The organism is Paracoccus sp. KKT209, from assembly GCF_055635455.1.
The window spans coordinates 77,451-98,197 of the sequence record NZ_JBVMWB010000003.1 but is presented as its reverse complement, the minus strand read 5'-3'; the positions used below and the strand labels follow the sequence as shown (position 1 = coordinate 98,197).

Here is a 20,747-nt window from a genome sequence, read left to right as displayed (position 1 = left end):
GGTCTATGTGGCGACGCGCCCGATGGACTTCCGCAAGGGCATCGACGGGCTGGCCCTAGGCTCCAGACCCATTGATTTTACGCCCTTTGCGTGATTCAGGCCGCCGCAAGGAGACCTGATCGATGAGCAACCTGTTCTGGCTGACCGAGGCGCAGATGGCGCGCCTTCGCCCCTACTTCCCCAAGAGCCATGGCCGTCCCCGAGTTGACGATCTGCGGGTGCTGAGCGGCATTATCTTCATCAATCGCAATGGTTTGAGATGGTGCGATGCGCCGAGTGAATATGGACCTGCCAAGACGCTTTATAATCGCTGGAAGCGCTGGAGTGACAACGGGGTCTTCGCCCGGATCATGGTCGGCCTGGCCGCCGAGAGCACCGATCCGAAGACAATCATGATCGATGCAACCTATCTGAAGGCGCATCGCACGGCTTGCAGCCTGCGGGCCAAAAAGGGGGGCGCAGTCGCCAGATTGGTCGAACGAAAGGCGGCATGAACACCAAGCTGCACGCCGTCACCGATGCGAAAGGCAGACCTATCCGGTTCTTCATGTCGGCAGGACAGGTCAGCGACTACACCGGCGCAGCGGCGCTTCTGGACGGCCTGCCGCAGGCTGATTGGTTCTTGGCGGACCGAGGCTATGATGCTGACTGGCTGCGAAGCGTTGCAGGACAGAGGGATAAAAGCCTGTATCCCTAGCCGGAAGTTGCGCAAGAAAACCGTGAAATACGACAAGCGCCGCTACAGAAGGCGCAATCGCATCGAGATCATGTTCGGGCGGCTGAAAGACTGGAGACGTGTCGCCACGCGTTACGACAGGTGCCCGGAGACATACCTCTCCGCAATAGCATTGGCCGCAACCGTCCTATTTTGGCTGTGATCAAGAACGAGTCCTGAGCCTAGCGGTGCAGGAGATGTTCGGTCTCGACCCGTTCTGCGGCGCCGTCTTCGTGTTCCGCTCGAAACGGGCGGACAGGATCAAGCTTCTGGTCTGGGATCAGACCGGGATGGTGCTGGTTCACAAGCGGCTGGAAGGAGGCAAATTCGTCTGGCCGCAGGTGCGGGACGGGGTGATACGGATGTCGTCGGCGCAGCTGGCGGCGCTGTTCGAGGGGCTGGACTGGCGGCTGGTAAGACCGGAGCGGGCGCGTCGGCCGCTGGCGGCGGGGTGAGCGTCCCGATGCGCGAGAACTCCTGTTTTTACTGGCCCTGAGGGGGGCTTCGTGATTCACTTCCCCGCATGGATGCCGACACCCTAAGCCGCGAGAACGCTCATCTGAAGGCCCGCCTCGCGGAGGTCGAGGGGGCGCTCGCGGAGGTGCAGGAGGCCAACCGTCGGCTGGAGGGTATCCTGCGCGCATCGCAGCGCGAACGCTTCGGCAAGAGTTCCGAGAAGTTGTCGCCCGACCAGTTCAATCTGCCCTTGGAAGATGCCGAACTGGCCCAGGGCGTGCTTGAGGCTGCACAGGAGAAGGCCGCAGCCGCGTTGCAACGGGCGCGAGGGGATGAACCTCGCAAACCGAAGCGGAACCGCGGGCATCTGCCACCGGACCTGCCTCGGGTCGAACGCGTGATCGAGCCCGCCAGCACCCTCTGCCCGTGTGGCTGTGGCGAGATGGCCCGGATCGGCGAGGACGTCTCCGAGAGGCTCGACGTGATCCCGGCGCAGTTCCAGGTGCTGGTGACGCGGCGCCCCCGATACGCCTGTCGCCACTGCTCGCAAGCCGTGGTGCAGGCCCATGCGCCCGAGCACGTCGTGCCTGGCGGGCTGCCGACCGAACGGCTGATCGCGTGGATCATCGTATCCAAGTTCGGTGACCACCTGCCGTTTTACCGCCAGGCCGGGATCTTCGAGCGGCAGGGACTACATCTCGACCGTGGCACGCTCGGCAACTGGGTCGGGCGCGCCTGCTTCCACCTGCTGCCTGTGATCGACCACATAAAGGCCCGTCTGCGCGCCGCCGACCGCATTTTCGTCGACGAGACCCGCGCGCCGGTGCTGGACCCGGGCCGGAAGGCCACCAAAAACGGCTACTTCTGGGCCGTCGTCTCTGACGACCGCGGCCATGGCGGTGCTGGTCCGCCCATCGTGCTGTTCCACTATGCACCTGGCCGTGGACGGGAGCATCCCCTGAGGTTCCTGGCCGGATACCGCGGCCGGTTCCTGCAATGCGATGCCTACCAGTCCTACAACGCGCTGACCGAGATCACGCGCGATGAAGGGCCGTGGCAGCTGGTCTATTGCTGGACCCATGTCCGCCGCCGCTTCGTCAAACGCCTCGAGCGCGAGGGCTCGCCCATCGCCGAGGAGATGCTGCGCCAGATCGCGTTGCTGTATCAGATCGAGAAGACCGTGCGCGGCCACGCCCCCGCCGACCGCCTCATCGCCAGACGCGAGCATGCAGCCCCGATCATCGCCGCGCTCAAGCCCTGGCTGGAAACCCAGCTGTCACGCATCCCACAAAAGTCCCTGCTGGCCGAGGATATGCGCTATGCCCTCGCGCACTGGACCGGTCTGACCCGCTTCCTCGAAAATGGGACCCTCGAGCTCGACACCAACCCGGTCGAGAACCAGATCCGTCCGATCGCGCTGACCCGCAAGAACGCACTCTTTGCGGGAAACGAGATCGGCGCCGAGAACTGGGCCATGCTCGCCTCGCTCGTCGCTACCTGCAAGCTGTCAGGCGTGAACCCCGTGGACTACCTCGCCGACACACTCCAGGCCATCCTCGACGGGCACCCCAAATCCCACATCGAAGACCTCATGCCGTGGCGCTAACCACAGCAGCCGTCAAGCATCCCCGCATAGGGCCTCGACGTCGCGCTTACTGTGAACAGATCGACACGGACCGGTACGGGCGAGCCGTTGCGAGGTGCTTCAGCAACGGCCAAGACCTCAACAAGTGGATGGTCCTTGAAGGCATGGCGGTGGCCTACCGTCAGTATTCGTCCGACTACGTTGCTGATGAGAACAGGGCGCGCGAAGGCCGAAGGGGGATGTGGCGCACGAAATTCGATATGCCTTGGGATTGGCGTAAAGGAGCACGTAGTTTAGAAGTTCCCGCCGAAACCACGGAGGCGCTGCAAAGGCTCGTCCAGAGTTCGTATTCCTGCAGCCCCCGGCGGACATGCTCTCAGATCAAAAGCTGCCAGGAGGCGCATTGGTATCTCGAACACTGCTCCTGGGCTGGCCGCCTTGACCGGGACAGTGATGGCCTTCCCTGTGAAAGCATCTGCTGATGCTCAATGGAAGAAGTCTTTGCGAGGCGGTCCTCTGGCCAACCTGACGAAGATCCCCTGATGAAAAAGGTCCGCGTTTGGCCGCAATCTGTCTGAAGACCTTTTCCAATAGTGTTGTGGCATGACGGCCAATTTGCCCACAGGCATTGCGCCTGAGACGTCAAGCGAGACGGGATCGCACAGGTCATAGGGGTTACCTGATCAAGGTTCTGTCGGACCGGTCCGCAGGAGCTTCCTTATGTTGCCGGAGGCGGCCCGTCATCGGATCCGGCGTTCAGGTTATGACTGGCTTCGTTCGCGACCTTCAGTTCTTGCCAGATCGCCATATAATTTGTGAAACGTTTTCTGATGGCGTCAAGGTCGCGGAGAGCTTGCTCTATGCGGACGTCGATGAGAGGCGCATCAGAATCATCAATGTCAATCCGCGGCAAGCTCTCGCGGCAACCGCGCAGGAGCGACGCGGCATAAGCAAGATGATTGGCGAGCTCGCGGCTCGTTTTCACTCGATGATCCATCTCAGCTTCTCTTTGTGCACAAGGCTATCTAATCCAAAGGGCCTTAAGAGAGAGTTAAAGGTGGGTGCGCGCGGCGAACTCGGCTCAATTGTTGGTCAATAGCTCTCTGCCCAACGAAACTCCCATGCTATCACCTTGGCCAAGATCAAGAGGATCTAGTCAAACGAGGCTAGGTCATGTTGACAAATGACGGAGCCAAAGGCGGATGGAGGTGATGTCGATGAAGCCCAAGAAGCTTTCGGCCGTCTTGTCGTTGCGTGTTGCGACGCGTCGTGCGTTCTTGAGCTTGTTGAAGCAGCGCTCGACCAGGTTGCGCAGGCGATGGAGCGAACGGTCCACACTGACGCGCTTTTGACGTGACTTGCGCATCGGGATGACCGGCAGGAGATCGCGCTCTTGCATACGCGCCCTGATGCTGCTGGCGTCATCATCCTCGGTCAAGGGGACACTCCTCCGTTCGAGCATGAGCCTTCGCCAACGATACAACAGGTTGGGTGCAACGCCATTGCGCCGCGCAACGATGGAAACGCTGGCCTGATCCTCCAGCGTCTCCTCGGCAAATCGCCGCTTTTCGGCGGCGGTCCAACGGCGCCGACGACCGCCATCGGTGATGAGTTCAATCTCAGGCATAAGCACGTGCTCAGGCATATGCCAAAGCCTCCATGGCTATGCCCAAGTCTCCGGTCGAAACGGGGGCCAGTTCACATGCGGATTATCTGGAACACTGAACGGTAAGCAGCGCGAAAAGAGCAGCAAGCCCCTAGCCGTCACGTCAATAGCAAGATTGGGGGGGCATCTGGTTGAACCGGCCCGCTGGCGAGAGAGCAATATCGAACAGTGTATCACAAGCTGCGTTAATGCCCCGGCCAACCTCGCGGATCAGGAGAAAAGCTCTGCGAAGCTGTAGTGTCTCAATTTTGCAGACCTGCCAGCGCAAAAGCTATGCATAGTTTTTGGATTTTAATGACATGTATACGAATAGCATGATAGGCGGATTTTAGCCTACTGACAGGGAGATTTGGCGGATGACTGCTTACAGGTGGTGTGATGTGTGTGGCAACGCAATGGATCCTATGGGTAGCAACCGCTTCGGCTGCCTGTCATGCTACACCGCTTCCGGTCCTGATTGGGTGGAGCGATGGATTGTGGACAGCATCGCGCCTGCAGGTAACATCATAGATTTCCGAAAGTGGCAGAAAACGCTTCGGGGGGATGCCCCTAAACGTGCTATAGTCGGCCGTAGCGTTAGCAACGGCAGCCCCTACCGGCCGAATGAAAGCCTACACTTAGCCTCTATTAGCACTGCAGGTTCGTCGAGCTACAATCCCACCTCCTACGAAACTAGCAACCCCACTAGATATGCCTGTGAGGAGCGGTCGCGCATGGTCAAACACCGTGCAACCGCAGCGCGTTGTGGAAGCAGGCACAGCGTAACAGGCTCATCGATATGTTGCGCACGATCCTCGTGTCCATCAGCTTCAGTCGGGTTCTGCGTACAAAAATAAGGTGCGCCAGTACGTTCAAGAAATGAACAACCCGCTAGCCGCCTGACACTGCACGGGTTGTTGGCAAAGCCGGGACATTGCGTTGATCGTCTCTGCTGGCAGTCAGCAGCCAGGGCGTCCGAACACCATTACTCACATTGCCCCTTGGCCGGCCCTCGCTATCTGCCACCATTGAGAACTCGAATTCGATCAGGTCCCTCAAAAGTAAGTTCCTGCGGTGTCCGGCAAAGTTCATCCACATATTCACCATGTAAGCGGCATTGATGATGTGACCGCCCGCCGACGGCATCTGATGTGCCAAGGTGGGTCTGCAACGATCCACGGAGGGGAGCGGTCACATCATCAACGCCCTTGGCATCAGTAATTCCGCGGTCTTTCAGCCTGTAGCTACCCCGCGCTGCACAGCTGCCGCTAGTTCTGCAACTGACATCGACGCGAAGAGCCCAATGCCGCCGGTCAGCCGCGCAGCCGCATCCCTCTCGGTGATTTGGCAGACTCAGGGGCTAGGCTCCAGACCCATTGATTTTACGCCCTTTGCGTGATTCAGGCCGCCGCAAGGAGACCTGATCGATGAGCAACCTGTTCTGGCTGACCGAGGCGCAGATGGCGCGCCTTCGCCCCTACTTCCCCAAGAGCCATGGCCGTCCCCGAGTTGACGATCTGCGGGTGCTGAGCGGCATTATCTTCATCAATCGCAATGGTTTGAGATGGTGCGATGCGCCGAGTGAATATGGACCTGCCAAGACGCTTTATAATCGCTGGAAGCGCTGGAGTGACAACGGGGTCTTCGCCCGGATCATGGTCGGCCTGGCCGCCGAGAGCACCGATCCGAAGACAATCATGATCGATGCAACCTATCTGAAGGCGCATCGCACGGCTTGCAGCCTGCGGGCCAAAAAGGGGGGCGCAGTCGCCAGATTGGTCGAACGAAAGGCGGCATGAACACCAAGCTGCACGCCGTCACCGATGCGAAAGGCAGACCTATCCGGTTCTTCATGTCGGCAGGACAGGTCAGCGACTACACCGGCGCAGCGGCGCTTCTGGACGGCCTGCCGCAGGCTGATTGGTTCTTGGCGGACCGAGGCTATGATGCTGACTGGCTGCGAAAAGCGTTGCAGGACAGAGGGATAAAAGCCTGTATCCCTAGCCGGAAGTTGCGCAAGAAAACCGTGAAATACGACAAGCGCCGCTACAGAAGGCGCAATCGCATCGAGATCATGTTCGGGCGGCTGAAAGACTGGAGACGTGTCGCCACGCGTTACGACAGGTGCCCGGAGACATACCTCTCCGCAATAGCATTGGCCGCAACCGTCCTATTTTGGCTGTGATCAAGAACGAGTCCTGAGCCTAAACTGACTGCGCATGCATCGATATGATCTGGACATCCAAAGGCCGAAGGTCATGATGTGCCCGCGTAGCGTCGAGAGCAACCGAGCAGCACACATCGACCAACGCCGCGCAGGTGGTCGCCTCGCACAAGGAACCGGCCGTCGATGCGCAGCGCCATTGGGGCGCCCGATATTGCCGGGGCCCCTTCTTCCGGAGGACGCTGCGCATGGATGTGCAGGTGCGGTTCTGTCGAGGCTCCTGAATTGCCGACTTGGCCCAATCGCTCGCCCACGGTCACAGTGTCTCCTGGAGCAACGATGACACTTCCCTGCCTCATATGGGCCAATACGATTTCGGCGTCCGCGCAGCGCAGGATCACGTGGTTGCCGAGCCTGTTGACCAAGTCGCTCTGGGGCACCTCGAAGTCCGGCATGCTGCCCTCGGCAGCACTTACCACACCGGCGCAGGGTGCACGCAGTTCTCGGCCGAAGATCGCATACGCGGACGGGGCTGCGGGACGCCAGCCGGCAGCGCGCAGCCCCCAGGGCCCGAGCCCAAAAAAGTCCAAGCCGTAAGACTGGCCCCGCCATGGCCGATAGCGTTCGACAGAAGCGTCGAGTGTGCGAAAGTGCCCGTTGACCAGCTGATTTGATCCTCCATTTCCAACAAGATAATGGCCCGGCCCGAAGGGGTTGGCGATCTCGACGATCTCCACGGGCGGCAGGCGCCGCCCGGCAACCGCCAGTGCACTGTACCACCCGCCCAAGCCGAGAAGAACGGCAGCCAGGACGATGCCGAGCCAGCCCGATCCGCTGGAGGGGCCCAAAGAAAGTCCTCGCGCAGGTCGGGCCGCCATGAGGACAGCCGCCAACCACAGCCCGCCGAAGACCCACGGCAGCCACCAGATCGGCACCGCCCATTGCGCGACCTTTGCCAGGGCAAAGAGAGACGCGCCCGTGCCTGCCACCTTCAGCATAAATCCGGCCAGGCTGCTCGCCGGGAGAAAGGCAACCCACGCAATCAGGGCGATCGGCAGGAGGGCCTGCATGACAATGACAAGCACCGTCACGGCTGCGCTCCGGGAAACCTGATCGCAGTGACGTTCGCGAGATAGAAAGGAAAGTAGTCCTCCGTCCCGAACATGTTTCCGGCCTCGACGCGGAACGGCAGGCGATAGCCCTGAACTTCGCGGAAGTCCGACATCACGGCGCCGAAGGGTTGCAGCCTGTGGACCTTGTCAGGATTGGCATTGCTCCAACGCTGGAATGATACTTCCACGGGGCGCCCTTCACGATCGACCGTAACATCGACAGCCTGCTCCAGGTCCCCGTGCCTCACCGTGACGCGGGCGGTGTTGTGGTCCACGGCCGACCACACGATACCGGGTCCCGGAAGAAGCGCGGCGGGCGCCCAGATAGCGGCCTCGGCGACATAGCGTCCGAAGGCAGACCGCCTGTGGTCGGAATCGCCGCCCAAGCGCGCCACCGGCATCAATCCGAAGACCCGAAACCGGGTCCAGTGGCCAGTGTCTGATCCGGAGAAGGGCATCCCCCCGCGCGTGCGCATGGTCCAGACGAAGCCCTCTGGCGCGGCCAGGATCTGCCGTGCCTCCATGGGCTGGTAGTTCGGCTCCGACTTGCTGCCCAGGCTGAACTGTCCGCGCATGTCGATCTCCGTCACGGGCCAGAGCGGCGTCTCGGGTTGGATCACGTATCTGAAGTATCGTTGCGCAGGTTCAGGCAGATCGGCGATGATCTCCAGGTTGAACCGTTTTGCTGCGGTGGGCTGAAGCGCCGCGAGGCGCTGCCATTCGCCACGGTCTGCCCGCCAGTCCAGACCTAAAAGAACTGCCAGCGCAACTATGGCAACGACGATCATGACTACAACTGCAAAAGCGATCTTCATTGGGATCCGAACTTCTTCGCGCGACAAGTTTGCGCTAGTCCGCTCCAGCATGGCGCGCGATGATCTACATCAATTTTGCAGGGCCGTCGTTCGAGGGATCTGCCTAGCTAGAGCCAGACGCCCCGTGCTTCATAGCGCTCTTCTGAGGGTTGCCTCCCCCCAATCGTGTTCAGCTATCGCGTGGGTGCAAAGCTGCAGACGCAGCGATCGACTGCAAGGACCCGCCACTGCAGCCGCTGTACAGCCAGTCTTGCTGCAACAAGCGAAGCATGGACATTTGCTTCACGACTGGCCGACCGACCGCTCAATATCGCATGGCCGCCGCTCGCGCGCAGCACCTCTGTGTCCGTCCTGCAGGACAGAGTGGCCATTGTTCATCCAGCTACGGCCCCTCTTGAAGCGGCATCGCCCGCAGGGCGCGCTCTATTGCAGCGCTCGTCCCCGGTTCACCGTTGCCTGGCCATAGCAGCGTGACATCAATCTGGGTCTCGCGGCCCTTCAAGGGCCGAAAGATAACGCCCTCTTCGTCACGCTTCAGGCTTTCCGGCACAACGGCCACTCCCAATCCCGCTGCAACAAGCCCGATCGTCATGGCAGGACTGCTCACCGGCCGGTGCCGCTCGGGGAAATGGCCCAGGGCTTTCGTGGTGAGCGCCATGCCGTCGATGTCCTCAGGTGCGGCATAGCCGATGAAGGTCTCCTGGCGCAGCGCCTCCGGCTCGATCTCGGGCAGGTGCCCGAGGGGATGGTCGCCCGGCAGCACCAGCACCAGGGGATGCGACGCCATGCGGCGCGCCTGCAGTGCTTTGGCGAGGCCCGCCGATGCCGCGGTGCCGAGATAGGCATCCAGATCGCCTCTCAGGGTGGCTTCAGGCGCCTCGGCAGGGTGGCTCTCTACCGGCTCGATGCGCAGACCGGGGCTCGTCTCGCGCAGCGCCAATACCAAAAGGCGCAGGATGCCGGAATGAACGGCACCGGGGCGATGTTGCGCAAATCAGCCCCGAGCATGACTGCCCCCTTTCCCGCCATTCTTCAGCGGACTGCTTCGATCTCGGCCCTGCCAAGGGCCGAGAAGCGGTTCATGATGGCGATGCGGATCTGGATTTCGGCGGTCTGGCGGGCGGGGTCTCGTGACATGATCCTCTCGCCGAAGAGCTTCAGGCAGTTCATCAAAGCTTCGACCCGACTTCGGGCGTGATAGCCGGTCCACTTCTTCCAGAGCGCCCGGCCCAAGCGCCTGGTTGCCCGCAGGATCTCATTTCGCGCGGCAGCAGCGGGACAGTCTTCTTTCCAGGCGCGGCCATTGCGCCGGATCGGTATGACGGCATCCGCGCCTCGGTCGATGATCGCGCCATGGCATCGTCGTGTATCGTAAGCACCATCTGCGGTGACCGTGCCGATCGTCTCTTCCGGCGGGATCTGCGCCAGAAGCTCCGGCAGCAGCGGGCTGTCGCCTTGGCGGCTCGAGGTCAACTCGACCGCGCGCACATCCCCGGTGCCCGCGTCCATGGCGAGGTGGACCTTTCTCCATTGCCTCCGGCGTGACGGGCCATGTTTGCGGGTCTGCCACTCGCCGTCCCCGCGGAACTTGATACCGGTGCTGTCGATCAACAGGTTCAGGGGCTGCCCGGACGCGCGATACGGGACCTGCACCGCGATCCGCGCCTGCCGGCGGCACAGCGTCGAATAGTCCGGAACCGGCCAATCAAGCCCCGCCATCTGGATCAGGCTTTCAACCAGCCCGACCGTCTGCCGGAGCGGAAGCCCAAAAAGCACTTTCAGGGTCAAGCAGGTCTGGATGGCAGCGTCCGAGAAGGTCTCGGGTCGCCCGCGCTTGCCGGTCTTGTCGGCGTGCCAGACCGTCTCGGGATCGAACCAGACCGACAGCGAGCCGCGCTTGCGCAGCGCCGCATTGTAGTCTGACCAGTTCGTCGTGCGGTAGCGGATCGGGGAAGGCTTCGGCATGCCCTCGACCTAACCCTCAGGACGCGCTCAGTGAATCCCCCTCACTGAGATGTGCAACAAGGTCGCGCCGCATCCACAATTCCCCCAAAGACACCTTGGGCTGCAGCGGGCTTATCGAGCGCAATGTAGTCGACGATGGCCTCCAAGTCGCGTGCCGCCGGTTCGGCAATGACCAGGTTCTTCAACTTGACCAGCCATACTTCGCAGCAATTCCCTCGAAGACCTCATCTGCGGGTGCGACTTTACCCTCACGGGCTGCGGCAATCCCGGCTGCGATTCGTTCCATCTGCCATGCGTTGGCTTCCAGGTACTGCTCAATCGCTTGATTGACGACATAGTTGCGGGAGCGCTCCATTGCGTTTGCCAAAGCGTCAATCTCCGCGACCTTCGCTGTGCGGATGGTAATCGGATCTGATACAGCGCGCTGTGCCATGATGTGCTCCTTTGTGATCATATGTAATCATAATTTTGGCACCTGCCAAGTCGGCACATCTGCCGCATCAGCTGACTGGAAGCCACTCGGCTTAGGGGGGGTTTCCCTCGGAGCAGGTTCTGCCGCTGATCAATCTGCGTCACGGGAACGTTAACGGCGTTCAGAAGTGGGGGCAGCGACCTGACCGCCTTTGAGGAGCTTGCGGCGCCACCCGCTCTCGCGGCCCCGGACAGTCGCTGTTTTGAAGCCCTCAAGAGGGTCGCCGTTCCTCAGTCCGACGAAGTGTCCGGCAATGATGCCGAAGTGGCTGACCCTGAAACGGCTGTTGAGGCCTCGGTATCTTTGGCTCAGTCCGTGACTATGGAGAGCCCCCTGTCCTTGCAGCTTCTCGGATTTGTCGAGCAACTCGCGAGGTATCTTCGCTGCCGAACCACCTTCCAGACGCTGAGTTGATCCCCGCCCCGAGGGGCAAGAACGCGCTCCCTCTGCCTCCTGCGCCGGGTTATTTTCTCAAAGATCAAGATCCAGAACAGTCCTAAACAAACCGAAGGTTGTTCTGTAGCGCTGCGAATCCCCGGAGACTGTTGAGCTGATTCCATGAGACGCGGACGATTGCCGGCCTCTTGAAGTTGGACGTGAAAAGGGCCTCAGCAACTCTTCCTTCCCCAGAAATGCATGGTCTCCTAGGGCGTCTGCTGAAGTATCTCGATCCTCTTGAGCGAGGGAAACTCAAGGCTGGCGACATCTCTTATCCGCCCGCTGTGGTGCGTAAGTATATACTGCGCCACAAACGACGACGGTGCGCGCAACTTCAAAACGTCTTCGACAAAATTCTCAAACAGCAGTGTCGCGAACCAGCTACGATGAAGGTGTGGATCACTTTCAGCCAGACGGGTGAAGGTCCGCTCCCATGCAGAGTCTTGCGGAAGTCTCGAACGGAAATTCACACGAACAACTTTGTCTTCGCTCGGCGAAAGCATCGTGCGACTTTCCTCCATCCGCGCCAGGAAATCTGAGCCGACCTGCTCCCAATACGGGGCACTCAGGCGATATACCTCATCCTGGTTCAGCCTATACGCTGCGACCCTTCCCCGTACACCAGGTCTCAGCTGCAAGAGGATCTTGCCGTCAAGCAGCCGCTTAACCTCTCGTTTAACGGTCCGCTCGTCAACGGACCACATTCGGGCTAGGTCCCGCTGCCCAACCGAAAGTTCATCGAGCTTCCAATTATATCTTGCAGTGATAGCGGCGACCAAACGCAGCATGGACGTCTGCAACGTCGGCTTACCGTTCAATCCTGCGATCGCCATTGCGGTCAGCAAGTCATACTTCTTTACCCCCGCATGTGGCCCGGTTGATCGCGTTGCTTTCATTGTGTTCCCACGGCTGAACTGATCCGAGGATGCCCTCGATTCCTTCTGCAGCGAGAGTGGCGATCATCCCGCTTTCTGTCAACGACAATGTAAGAACAGGAATTTACAGCGCGGTTACAAAATTCAGGAATTTATTGGTTACATAGGTTAAGGGGGACAGTCAGGCTGACACCAAATCACCTCTACCGCGTCACCCTTCTTGGATGTCGAGGGGTGTATTTGTCACCCTGTTACGTCGCTTTCAGCGGAAAATCCCGTTGTTCAGGGATGGGTGGGAATAAAGCGAAAACCTAAAATCTTCAATTTGCGTTTCGAGCCTTTCCCGTTATTCATGATGCAGCGCCAGAAAACGAGAGTTGCCTCATGCGGAACCATAAACATCTTCAGGCTATGAACGAGAGGAGCCTCGCGCAGCAGGCTGCTGTCAGGAAAGCGACCTTTTCTCCCTCTGAAAAGAAGACGCTTCGGCCCTTCTCGATCTGGGAAATAAGTCAGTTCATGTTCGACGTACCGGCTGATACGCTGCGAAAGAAGTTGGCCGATGATCCCTCGCTGCCCCAAGGTATTGTGGAGGAAGATGGTCGCCAGCGCTGGTTCACATTGAATGAAATAAACGAGTTGAGGCGCCGCCTGCGCTTCAGGGGCAAGACGTTGATGCCCCTGCGTCCGCGTGGAAGAGCAATGAGGATTGCGGTGTCGAATTTCAAGGGAGGTGTCGGAAAGACGGTGGTTGCTCACCACCTCGCCAATGGAGCGGCACTTGATGGCTACCGCGTGCTTGTTATCGATTTTGATCCGCAAGCCACCCTTACGCATTCTATGGGCCTTGTTGAGGTCAAGGAGTGGAATACGGTCTGGGGCATCATGTGTCGTGATCTCTGCCGGGAAGCTGATCGAATTGTGGCTGCCTATGATGATCCCTCCGACTGCCCCTACCCTTCTTCCGATGAGTTGCCTGAAGACGTGCGGTCGATTGGTGCCCAACGTGCCCAAGATTTCATACAAAAAACGGCATGGTCGACGATCGACATTATTCCCAGTTGCGCCAACGCAGCCTTTGTCGAGTTTGCTAGTGCGCAGTATCGCGCTCTCCACAAGGCATGGAGCTTCTTTGGCTGCATTTCGCGGTATCTCGACGAGCTGCCGGACGATCAGTACGACATTATCATCTTCGACTGCCCACCCGCCATCGGGTACCAGTCGCTCAATGCCGCATTTGCGGCCGACATACTCTATGTTCCTTCAGGTCCGGGCTACTGGGAATATGACTCGACAACGAGCTATCTTGGTCAGTTGGGCGACGCCATGGAAGACATCTCGTCAGGCTTCGCATCCATTGCGCAGGATGCGGGTATCGTTCTTCCGAAGACATTTGATGATGTCCGTCTTCTGATGACGCGTTTCGAAGCATCCAATTCGTTGCACATCGCGATGATGGATGCGTTCCGAAATGTCTTTGGCGACGATGTCTGCAGGAACGCGATCGAGATGACTCGGGCCGTCGAGCAGTCAGGGCGTTTCCAGCAATCTGTTTATGAGCAGGATTACCGCCAGATGACTCGTGAGACATGGAAGCGAGCACGTCAGAGCTTTGACTCGGCCTATCTCGAGTTCAAGGACACGGTCCTTCAGGCATGGGAACAGAGGAATACGACCGAAGGAGCAGCGGCATGAGTGGGAAGGGTAAGTTCGGCTTCGAACCGCTTGCGACCACGGACATCCAGCCACGAAAGCGGGATGTCGGACCGATGGGCGCCGCAGTTCGCGAAGCGGCGGGGAGCCTTGCTGAAAGTACCGAATCTCTGGTTGAGCAACGCCGGCAGAATGCTGCCGACGCTAAGGCATTTCGGGCAGCCCAGGGTGAAGGCAGAGTGCTGGAACAGCTCCAGGTCGACGATATTCGAACGGATGATCTTCCGCGTGACCGGATCAATCTTAACGACGCCGCCGGCTCTGATGAGATGGAGGAATTAAAAGCCTCCATCCGGGCCCGCGGTCAGAGGGAGCCGATTGAGGTTTTTAGCACCGGAAACGGTTTCCAGTTGAAGAAGGGCTGGCGACGCCTGACTGCCCTGAAGCAGCTCTGGCAGGAGACTGGAGATGCGCGTTTCGCCACTGTAGTCGCCCGGGTCTCTGTCGGGCTTCATAGCCGAATTGACCTCTACATCGACATGGTCGAAGAGAACGTCATCCGGGAGGATCTAACCTTTGCGGAGATGGCGCAGGTAGCGATAATCGCAGCGCATGATGCGGAAATGGAAGGGCTGGAAGCCGATGCGCTTGTCGGACGGATCTATGCTTCTCTTCACAAAATGAAGCGTTCTTACATCCGCAGCTTTGTCTTTCTGCTTCAGGAGCTTGGCGATGTACTTCCTTTCCCCAAGGCCGTTTCGCGAAATCTGGGGGTTGAAGTCGCGCGGAGAATTCAAACGGATCCAGGTCTTTCTGAGATTTTAAGGAATGATCTTGGTTCGGTGACTTCATCGGAGGAGCAGAACGCAGTGCTGTCGCGCCTCGTCAGTTCGCCTCCTGTTCAAACAATAGCGCCTCAGAAGTCGGCTGAGAAGAAGGCTGTGAAGTACGAGTTCCACGTGGGATCAGCGAAAGTGACGGCTCGGAAAGGCGAATGCCGCATCTTAGCCAATACCGACTTTTCATCAGTTGACAGGAAGCGCCTCCAGAAGGCGATTGAAGCGTTCCAAACGGTGCTACGAGAAGAGTAACCCATGGGTTACGAAGCCCCCTTGGGCGTAACCCGCGGGTTACCCTCAGGGGGCAAAGCAGTCCTTCTTCAGCCGTTCGACAAGCCGCGAAACCCGCAAGGCACCTCACAGCATGCCGAGCTTTCCCGCTCGTTCCAGCAGCATCTTCACGGACGAGGGCTGCCATTTCGACCGACCACGGGGCGTACGTTCGTGCATGGCTTCCAGCCGGTCGCAGATGGCTTGCAAGGTGATGTCAGGATCCGCTCCTTTTATCGCGGCGATGATCGCGGGTAACCGATCATCGCTTTCGCGCCGAGCGGCGCGACCCAGCACGGCCGGAGGTAGGAAGCCGTTGCGAACATAGGCGCGCACGGCCCGCAGCAGCCGTTGCTGCGTCCAGTGCCGGGAAGGGGGCAGGGATGCATTTACGATGCGGAGCACGTCCTCCCAGGGCATGTCGGGGCGCAGGCGGCGCACGTGGGGAACCCAGTCCTGCGCCGTCTCGCCTAACCTCTCCATGTAACCGTCGTGGCGCGCCAGCCGGACCTTGCGCATGGCGGTGGGGTCGCGGGCTCGCAGCCCGGGATTGCCCCCGATCCGGCCCTTGGCACGGGCGCTGGCCAAGCCGGCCCTGGTGCGCTCACGGATCAGCGCGCGCTCGAACTCGGCCGCGGCCCCCAGCACCTGAAGGGTAAACTTTCCTTGCGGGCTTGCCGTGTCGATCGGGTCCTGGAGTGACCGGAAGTAGGCGCCCTTCGCTTCCAGCTGCTCGAGCAGCTGCAGCAGGTGGGACAGCGAGCGCGCCAGGCGGTCGATCCGCACCACGACCAAAGTGTCACCCTTGCGGATGCTGTCCAGTACGCGACCGAGGACGGGCCGCGACCGACTGGCACCCGAGGCTTGTTCCTCGTGGACGACGCTGCAGCCGGCGGCTCGCAGCGCCTCTGACTGGGGCAGGGGGGTCTGATCCTCCGTGGAGACGCGGGCATAGCCAATGAGAGGCATGATAATGCTTGCTTTCAGTTCATGATGTTACAACTAAACGACCGTTTGTAAGCGAAGGCAAGGCTTCGGCTGATATTCGCGCAGCGTGATTTCCTTGAGGAATGGTTACTCGTTCCGGGGCAGCTGGAGCATTCCGCAGTACGACCAAAAGCTGCGGCGTCTGCAAAAATCGGCTCGTTCTGGTGTCCCTCAGCAATGTGGTTTTTTGAGGATAGCTACACTTAATCCACTACTATATAATGATAATCTTCATGTAAGTTTGAAGCCAAAAAGTACTGGATTTCCTTTGGATGCTCCTCGGCTGCAGGCCCAGCCAAGGCAGGTGCGACTGCCCGAAAGATCTGCCCGGGAGGTCGGGCGGCCTGAGGCGACGCTTGCGCCGCTGCCACCTCGAAGGCAGAGAGGCTATGGCTGCGCATGGACTTCATCGGAGTTGAATTGTCGGCACGGTTCTAATAATGGCGGCCTCCGACCAGAAGTCATTGGTGCGGTTTATGCCCGTGCTGATGTGAATGCTGGAACCACATGCATGCCGAAGGTTTCAATGAAGTCGCGCTGTTCAGTCCCGACATGGTGAAGGTAGATGCCGTCAAACCCCAGCTCGGCAAACTCCGACAGACGATCCACATAAAGCGTCGTGTTGGACGAGATCAGGACCGAGTCGTGCATGTCCTCGGGTCGGACATGGCGCGAAGCCACGTCGAAATGCTCAACCATCTCCAGGTCCCAGCACAGCGGCGGCTCGAACACGTTTGATCGCCACTGGTGGTGTGCAATCTGCAGGGCCGTGTCCTTATCGGGTGCATAAGACAGGTGCACTTGCAGATAGAGCGGTTTGCCTTCGCCGCCGCCTTCATGGAAGGCGTCGATCATCCGGCGCAGCTTGTCACGGGGTTGATTGACCGTAATCAGTCCATCGGCCCAACTGCCGACCCACCTTGCTGTCTTTTCGCTGACCGCGGGCCCGATCAGGGGCGGTGGAGTCCGCGGCAGCGTCCACAGCTTGGCGCGGTCAACGCGGATAAGCCCGTCATGGCTAACTGTCTCGCCAGCGAACAACTGGCGCATTACATCGACGCATTCCTTCAGTCGCGCGTTGCGCACCGCCTTTTCCGGCCACCGGTCGCCAGTGATATGTTCGTTTGCGGCTTCACCGCTGCCAAGGGCCATCCAGAAGCGGTCGGGATACATCTGGCACAGCGTTGCGGCCGCCTGTGCGATGACTGCGGGGTGATATCGCTGGCCCGGCGCATTTACCACACCCAAGGGCAGGGAGGTTGCCTGCAGCGCCGCGCCTAACCAGACCCAGGCAAAACCTGACTGCGCCTGCCGCGCGCTCCAGGGGGAGAAATGGTCTGAACACATCGCGGCCGCAAAGCCGGCCTGTTCCGCCAGCTGCACGGCATCAAGCAGAGCCTTCGGATCTATCTGCTCGTGTGATGCATGAAAGCCAAGATACGCCATGCGCCCGTCCTTGCTTGGTGCTGCTCAACGCAGTCGCTCCACACAGGGTTCATCGTCGACAAGCTCCTGCTCTGCCCCCTGAGAACTGGACCATTCGAAACTGGAGCTTTCGTCTAACAATCCTGGCTGGTGACATGCCATTGGCATCCGCCGCCTCACATCCTGAGCGATGGAGAAATTGCATTGGCTGTGTCCAACAGGGGCGGAACTATCTTCTTCAGCAGCCTGTCGTTGGTCCAGGAATAGGCTGATACCGAACACTGCACCGCCGCCATGGCACGTCCATCGGGACCGCAGATCGGTGCCGCGACGGCAAGCTCGTTCAAGATCATTTCATCGCGCGATATCGCAAACCCCCGGGCAACTGCCTCTTCGATACTGTTGCGGATGCTTGCACGGTCGAGGGTCGTGCGTGGAGTGAACTCCTTGAGTGGCCAGTTCTCGATGGCGGCATCGCGGTCTGGCTCCGGCCACGTCGACAGGATCGCGCGACCGACTGAAGTGGACAAAGCCGGGAGACGCCGCCCAATTATGGAGGCTGCGAAATAGGTCCGTTGGCCGGGCGGCCGCAGGACGTAGATCAATGCAGCGTGCTCGAACATAGCGTTCGCGCCGACGAGAACCGTCATCCCGCCGAGGTCGAGGGGGGCCACACCTCCCCCCGAACTCACATGGAGCCCTTGCCTCCAGCACGTCACTCACCTTCAAAACGCGAGGCAATAACTCTGCTTTGCCCGGCGAGATTTCGTTCGGCAGATCCGTGGCGGAGCTTTACCAGAGTGATCCCCCGCCACCGGCCGATCGTGCTGGGAGAGTGCGGAAACTTAGTCCCACCACCCCTCGTCCACTCCTGGCAACTGCTCAAGCTCTTCTTCCGAATAGCGGGTGATCAGGCTGTAGCTGCCGTCGTCAACAGGAACCAGATCTACGTCGCCGACACGAAGCAGCACATGCTTGTCCCCGATATCAAGGAAACCGCCAACTTCGGCTACAACACCGATCAGTTGACCGGAACGGTCAAGAACGACGTCCTCGATCTCGCCGATTTGGTTCCAGTTGGGACCGACGCCTGTGTAACCAGCCCGGCCCCAAGAATAATCCGCGCCTGCCCCCCAGGATCCCTCATCATAGGCTTCGTTTGTGGTGTAAACGGGGCCCCCGGTGATGTCGCGGGTCCGGATCAGTTGCGCCCAATCCGTCTCGGCCGTCATTGTCTCTCCGGCCGGCGTGGCGACTTGAGACAAAACAGGTGTCGCGGCAATGGCCAGCGCGGCGGCTGTTGCTATCATGCGATGCATGTCGTTCTCCTACTATTTCCGTCTGTGCTGCGAAAGCACATGGTCCCAACCTCCCGCATAGGCCGATGTTCCAAGCTTGGGGTTGCCAACAGCTTGTCTGGTGTTGAACCTTGAGCGTGGTTCATAACATGACGGCGCCACTTCTGTGTTCGTTCGTCTGAGCGCGGGGCCGCATCCGGCACGTCTGTCGCTGGCGGAGGAGCAGTAGGTCGTTGGGATGCCCCTAGCTTTCAACTGAGCAACAAGCACTTGTCCTGAATGATCATTCGTCTCTGCGGAAGCGTTGATGAACAACAGTGCGTGCATGTCGCATCAAGCACCTCACTACGCTTCCCGCATCAACGTCCGTCCACGGCACCAGTTGCTTCAAAGTGGTAGGGCGATCAATCTCGCAGATGAACTAAGCCTCGCCGCGGCAGATTGCGCTGATTATGCGTTCGGCAATGCGGGTCGCATTGGCCATGATCGTCATGGACGGGTTAACGCCACCGCTCGTCGGCATGACCGAGCCGTCCGCGATCCACAGGTTCGAGCAATCAAAGGCACGCCCGTCGCCATTCACGACCCCATCCTTGGCTGAAAAGCCCATCCGACAGCCGCCCATCAGGTGCGCCGACCCGTTTGTCCGGAATATGTCGCGCGCGCCCGCTGCGTCCAGCATCGTCTGCATGAAGCGCAGCGCGTGGTTCGAGAGTTTGCGGTCGTTGTCGCCGAAAGCGAAGGTGACACGCGGCACGGGCAGACCCAATCCGTCGGTTTCGTTCGACAGTTCGACCCGGTTGGCGGGGTCCGGCATCACCTCCCCAACGATCTTCAATCCCGCCATGTGGTTATAGAGAGCCATGCGACGGCGCAGTTCCATGCCAAAGACGCCCAGGTTGTTCACCATTGAGGTGGCAAAGTCAGTCGGTAGCGGCCCTTGGCTCATGAAGGCATAGCCCCCATCAAAGTCCTTCCGGTCGTCATAATTCCAGTGCTCGCACACGGCCATTGATGGCGGCCCCTTGTACCAGCGGATCTCGTCCTCCATCGTTCCCCAGACCGCGTGGTTCGAGTGAACCATCAGTTCGGTCCCTACCAGCCCCTCGTCATTGGCAAGGCCGTGCGGGTGCGAGGGCGAAGACGAGTTCAGCAGCAGCCGCGGCGTCTCGATCGCATAGCCTGCCACGACCACGCGGCGCGCCTTCTGAAAGCGCCATTCGCCATCACGATAATAATGCACTCCAGTGGCCTGCCCGTCCGACCCCGTCTCGACCCGTCCCACCATCGCCAGGTCACGAATTTCGGCCCCTGCGGCAAGCGCGCGGGGAATGTAGGTATTCAGCACGCTTTGCTTGGCGTTGGTCGAGCAGCCGATCTTGCAGAACCCGCGATAAACGCAGGGCGGCGCCTTGCCGCGCGGGGCCGAGAGGGTCGCAACTGGGCACGGCGCCCAGTCCACGCCGACAGCCTCCGCGCCTCGCGCCAGAACAAGCGCGGAGGCGTTCATCTCGTGCTGCCGGTAAGGATAGCGGCCGCGCTTTGGGCCCCAGGGATAGGTTACAGGACCCGCGATCTTCAGCGCATCCTCGACCTCCTCGTAGCAGCGCCACATCTCGCGCCAGTCGACCGGCCAGTCACGGGCATAACCCAACCGCGACCGCGACTGAAACCAGTCGGGCCGGAAGCGCAACGCGACCATCTGGAAGTGCACGGTCGAGCCGCCGACCGCGCGCCCTGAGTTGTTCGAGCCCAGCTCAATGGCGTCCTCGCCACCGCTGATGCGGTCATCGGTCCAATAGAGCTTGTCCTGCTCACGCTCATCCGAGGCAAAATCCGCCAGTGGCCGATAAAAGGCGCCCGCATCGAAGCCGACAACCGACAGCCCCGCCTCTGCAAGCTTTGCCGCCACCACGCCGCCACCCGCGCCGGTGCCGACCACGACGACCTCGACCTCCTCGTGTTCGCGATACTGGCGCATGGGCACCCAGCCATCGTGCGAGAACACATCCGGGGCACGGCCGCCCCTGGCC

Annotated in this window: 19 protein-coding genes and 3 pseudogenes; 7 read left to right on the top strand and 15 right to left on the bottom strand. The window is 60.2% G+C overall.

The genetic code is table 11. From position 1 onward, the window contains the following. Positions 1-122 precede the first annotated feature (122 nt). The 4 genes and pseudogenes from ACZ2G3_RS18350 to ACZ2G3_RS18335 all read left to right on the top strand — a co-directional run bounded on the left by ACZ2G3_RS18350 (position 123) and on the right by ACZ2G3_RS18335 (position 3,238). Positions 123-878 (top strand): annotated as a pseudogene (locus ACZ2G3_RS18350) (IS5 family transposase). A 25-nt stretch (positions 879-903) separates the two neighbouring features. Next, positions 904-1,170 (top strand): IS66 family insertion sequence element accessory protein TnpB, encoded by a 267-nt coding sequence (tnpB, locus tag ACZ2G3_RS18345; protein ID WP_470400007.1) that lies wholly within the window; start codon positions 904-906, stop codon positions 1,168-1,170. Positions 1,171-1,238: 68 nt separating this feature from the next. Next, entirely contained in the window at positions 1,239-2,777 is a 1,539-nt protein-coding gene (gene tnpC, locus ACZ2G3_RS18340; protein WP_470400005.1) for an IS66 family transposase, read from the top strand. Next, the gene (locus tag ACZ2G3_RS18335) at positions 2,768-3,238 is read left to right on the top strand and encodes a thermonuclease family protein (protein ID WP_470400004.1); all 471 of its coding nucleotides are present in this window, start codon (positions 2,768-2,770) and stop codon (positions 3,236-3,238) included. Before tnpC ends, ACZ2G3_RS18335 begins: the two co-directional genes overlap by 10 nt. Before the next feature lie 236 nt (positions 3,239-3,474). Here ACZ2G3_RS18335 and ACZ2G3_RS18330 read toward each other — a convergent pair whose 3' ends face one another. The 3 genes and pseudogenes from ACZ2G3_RS18330 to ACZ2G3_RS18320 all read right to left on the bottom strand — a co-directional run. After that, positions 3,475-3,753 carry a hypothetical protein gene (locus ACZ2G3_RS18330; RefSeq protein ID WP_470400002.1) on the bottom strand — a complete coding sequence of 93 codons (279 nt, stop codon included), beginning with the start codon at positions 3,751-3,753 and terminating at the stop codon, positions 3,475-3,477. 174 nt (positions 3,754-3,927) lie between these two features. Continuing rightward, positions 3,928-4,179 (bottom strand): annotated as a pseudogene (locus tag ACZ2G3_RS18325) (transposase); the annotation flags it as partial. Between the two features lie 30 nt (positions 4,180-4,209). Then, positions 4,210-4,383 (bottom strand): annotated as a pseudogene (locus ACZ2G3_RS18320) (transposase); the annotation flags it as partial. A 1,445-nt stretch (positions 4,384-5,828) separates the two neighbouring features. Between ACZ2G3_RS18320 and ACZ2G3_RS18315 the strand changes: the two are divergent. Continuing rightward, positions 5,829-6,586, top strand: a protein-coding gene (locus tag ACZ2G3_RS18315; protein WP_470395968.1) for an IS5 family transposase whose coding sequence is annotated in 2 segments (ribosomal slippage) — positions 5,829-6,150 and positions 6,150-6,586 — 759 coding nt in all. Because the reading frame shifts where the segments join, the coding sequence is not laid out codon by codon here. A 71-nt stretch (positions 6,587-6,657) separates the two neighbouring features. On the opposite strand, the gene ACZ2G3_RS18310 is transcribed toward ACZ2G3_RS18315, so the two are convergent. The 7 genes from ACZ2G3_RS18310 to ACZ2G3_RS18280 all read right to left on the bottom strand — a co-directional run bounded on the left by ACZ2G3_RS18310 (position 6,658) and on the right by ACZ2G3_RS18280 (position 12,212). Then, positions 6,658-7,656: a peptidoglycan DD-metalloendopeptidase family protein gene (locus tag ACZ2G3_RS18310; RefSeq protein ID WP_470400001.1), complete on the bottom strand. Its 999-nt coding sequence runs from the start codon at positions 7,654-7,656 to the stop codon at positions 6,658-6,660. Then, positions 7,653-8,492 (bottom strand): DUF6544 family protein, encoded by an 840-nt coding sequence (locus ACZ2G3_RS18305; RefSeq protein WP_470399999.1) that lies wholly within the window; start codon positions 8,490-8,492, stop codon positions 7,653-7,655. The genes ACZ2G3_RS18310 and ACZ2G3_RS18305 overlap by 4 nt, the downstream gene beginning before the upstream one ends. Positions 8,493-8,874: 382 nt before the next feature. Next, complete coding sequence (locus tag ACZ2G3_RS18300) at positions 8,875-9,447, bottom strand: LysR family substrate-binding domain-containing protein (RefSeq protein ID WP_470400016.1); 573 nt, start codon at positions 9,445-9,447, stop codon at positions 8,875-8,877. A gap of 77 nt (positions 9,448-9,524) precedes the next feature. Then, complete coding sequence (locus tag ACZ2G3_RS18295; protein WP_470399998.1) at positions 9,525-10,457, bottom strand: IS5 family transposase; 933 nt, start codon at positions 10,455-10,457, stop codon at positions 9,525-9,527. Between the two features lie 41 nt (positions 10,458-10,498). Beyond that, the gene (locus tag ACZ2G3_RS18290) at positions 10,499-10,642 is read right to left on the bottom strand and encodes a hypothetical protein (protein ID WP_470399996.1); all 144 of its coding nucleotides are present in this window, start codon (positions 10,640-10,642) and stop codon (positions 10,499-10,501) included. Then, entirely contained in the window at positions 10,639-10,890 is a 252-nt protein-coding gene (locus tag ACZ2G3_RS18285; RefSeq protein WP_470399994.1) for a CopG family ribbon-helix-helix protein, read from the bottom strand. The genes ACZ2G3_RS18290 and ACZ2G3_RS18285 overlap by 4 nt, the downstream gene beginning before the upstream one ends. Positions 10,891-11,573: 683 nt before the next feature. Then, a complete protein-coding gene (locus tag ACZ2G3_RS18280; protein ID WP_470399992.1) occupies positions 11,574-12,212 on the bottom strand; it encodes a DnaA N-terminal domain-containing protein in 639 nt (212 codons plus the stop codon). A 414-nt stretch (positions 12,213-12,626) separates the two neighbouring features. On the opposite strand from ACZ2G3_RS18280, the gene ACZ2G3_RS18275 reads away from it, so the two are divergent. Beyond that, complete coding sequence (locus ACZ2G3_RS18275; protein WP_470399991.1) at positions 12,627-13,937, top strand: AAA family ATPase; 1,311 nt, start codon at positions 12,627-12,629, stop codon at positions 13,935-13,937. After that, the gene (locus ACZ2G3_RS18270; protein ID WP_470399989.1) at positions 13,934-14,986 is read left to right on the top strand and encodes a ParB N-terminal domain-containing protein; all 1,053 of its coding nucleotides are present in this window, start codon (positions 13,934-13,936) and stop codon (positions 14,984-14,986) included. The genes ACZ2G3_RS18275 and ACZ2G3_RS18270 overlap by 4 nt, the downstream gene beginning before the upstream one ends. A 105-nt stretch (positions 14,987-15,091) precedes the next feature. On the opposite strand, the gene ACZ2G3_RS18265 is transcribed toward ACZ2G3_RS18270, so the two are convergent. The 5 genes from ACZ2G3_RS18265 to ACZ2G3_RS18245 form a co-directional block, all read right to left on the bottom strand. After that, entirely contained in the window at positions 15,092-15,973 is an 882-nt protein-coding gene (locus tag ACZ2G3_RS18265) for a recombinase family protein (protein ID WP_470399987.1), read from the bottom strand. A gap of 492 nt (positions 15,974-16,465) precedes the next feature. Further along, positions 16,466-17,437, bottom strand: a complete 972-nt coding sequence (locus ACZ2G3_RS18260) for a TIGR03885 family FMN-dependent LLM class oxidoreductase (protein ID WP_470399985.1) — start codon at positions 17,435-17,437, stop codon at positions 16,466-16,468. Positions 17,438-17,592: 155 nt separating this feature from the next. After that, positions 17,593-18,066, bottom strand: a complete 474-nt coding sequence (locus ACZ2G3_RS18255; protein WP_470399983.1) for an IclR family transcriptional regulator — start codon at positions 18,064-18,066, stop codon at positions 17,593-17,595. A 195-nt stretch (positions 18,067-18,261) separates the two neighbouring features. Beyond that, the gene (locus tag ACZ2G3_RS18250; RefSeq protein ID WP_470399981.1) at positions 18,262-18,735 is read right to left on the bottom strand and encodes a PRC-barrel domain-containing protein; all 474 of its coding nucleotides are present in this window, start codon (positions 18,733-18,735) and stop codon (positions 18,262-18,264) included. Positions 18,736-19,135: 400 nt separating this feature from the next. Continuing rightward, a complete protein-coding gene (locus ACZ2G3_RS18245) occupies positions 19,136-20,695 on the bottom strand; it encodes a GMC family oxidoreductase (protein ID WP_470399980.1) in 1,560 nt (519 codons plus the stop codon). Between the last annotated feature and the right edge of the window lie 52 nt (positions 20,696-20,747).